The sequence below is a fragment of the Streptococcus mitis genome (assembly GCF_902159415.1).
Lineage (GTDB): Bacteria > Bacillota > Bacilli > Lactobacillales > Streptococcaceae > Streptococcus > Streptococcus mitis_BG.
The window spans coordinates 1-877 of record NZ_CABGJU010000008.1; the positions used below are offsets into that span (position 1 = coordinate 1).

The 877-nt window shown below is 51.5% G+C and carries 9 tRNA genes and 1 rRNA gene; all 10 read left to right on the forward strand.

Annotated elements, in window-relative coordinates:
• Positions 1-95, forward strand: a 5S ribosomal RNA gene (gene rrf, locus FN031_RS08920); the annotation flags it as partial.
• Between the two features lie 4 nt (positions 96-99).
• A tRNA-Val gene (locus tag FN031_RS08925) sits at positions 100-172 on the forward strand.
• A gap of 2 nt (positions 173-174) precedes the next feature.
• A tRNA-Asp gene (locus FN031_RS08930) sits at positions 175-247 on the forward strand.
• Positions 248-265: 18 nt separating this feature from the next.
• A tRNA-Lys gene (locus FN031_RS08935) sits at positions 266-338 on the forward strand.
• Between the two features lie 5 nt (positions 339-343).
• Positions 344-425, forward strand: a tRNA-Leu gene (locus tag FN031_RS08940).
• 12 nt (positions 426-437) lie between these two features.
• Positions 438-510 (forward strand) — tRNA-Thr (locus tag FN031_RS08945).
• A gap of 27 nt (positions 511-537) precedes the next feature.
• A tRNA-Gly gene (locus FN031_RS08950) sits at positions 538-609 on the forward strand.
• A gap of 7 nt (positions 610-616) precedes the next feature.
• Positions 617-702 (forward strand) — tRNA-Leu (locus tag FN031_RS08955).
• A 7-nt stretch (positions 703-709) separates the two neighbouring features.
• Positions 710-783 (forward strand) — tRNA-Arg (locus FN031_RS08960).
• Between the two features lie 15 nt (positions 784-798).
• Positions 799-872 (forward strand) — tRNA-Pro (locus FN031_RS08965).
• The last annotated feature ends 5 nt before the right edge of the window (positions 873-877 follow it).

Sequence of the window (877 nt, forward strand, 5' to 3'; positions counted from 1 at the left end):
GATACACCTGTTCCCATGCCGAACACAGCAGTTAAGCCCTAGAACGCCGGAAGTAGTTGGGGGTTGCCCCCTGTGAGATATGGAAGTCGCTTAGCTCTAGGGAGTTTAGCTCAGCTGGGAGAGCATCTGCCTTACAAGCAGAGGGTCAGCGGTTCGATCCCGTTAACTCCCATAGGTCCCGTAGTGTAGCGGTTATCACGTCGCCCTGTCACGGCGAAGATCGCGGGTTCGATTCCCGTCGGGACCGTAATAACGAAAGTTATTAGACTCGTTAGCTCAGTTGGTAGAGCAATTGACTTTTAATCAATGGGTCACTGGTTCGAGCCCAGTACGGGTCATCATTGCGGGTTTGGCGGAATTGGCAGACGCACCAGATTTAGGATCTGGCGCTTAACGGCGTGGGGGTTCAAGTCCCTTAACCCGCATAATAGAAATAGGCCGGCTTAGCTCAGTTGGTAGAGCATCTGATTTGTAATCAGAGGGTCGCGTGTTCAAGTCATGTAGCCGGCATTTTTTTTAATATTCAGACTCATGAATGCGAACGTAGTTCAGTGGTAGAACACCACCTTGCCAAGGTGGGGGTCGCGGGTTCGAATCCCGTCGTTCGCTTAGAGAGGCCGGGGTGGCGGAACTGGCAGACGCACAGGACTTAAAATCCTGCGATTGGTAACGATCGTACCGGTTCGATTCCGGTCCTCGGCATAAATGAGCACCCTTAGCTCAACTGGATAGAGTACCTGACTACGAATCAGGCGGTTAGAGGTTCGACTCCTCTAGGGTGCATTTTTTTATTTACTTCGGGAAGTAGCTCAGCTTGGTAGAGTACTTGGTTTGGGACCAAGGTGTCGCAGGTTCGAATCCTGTCTTCCCGATTGAT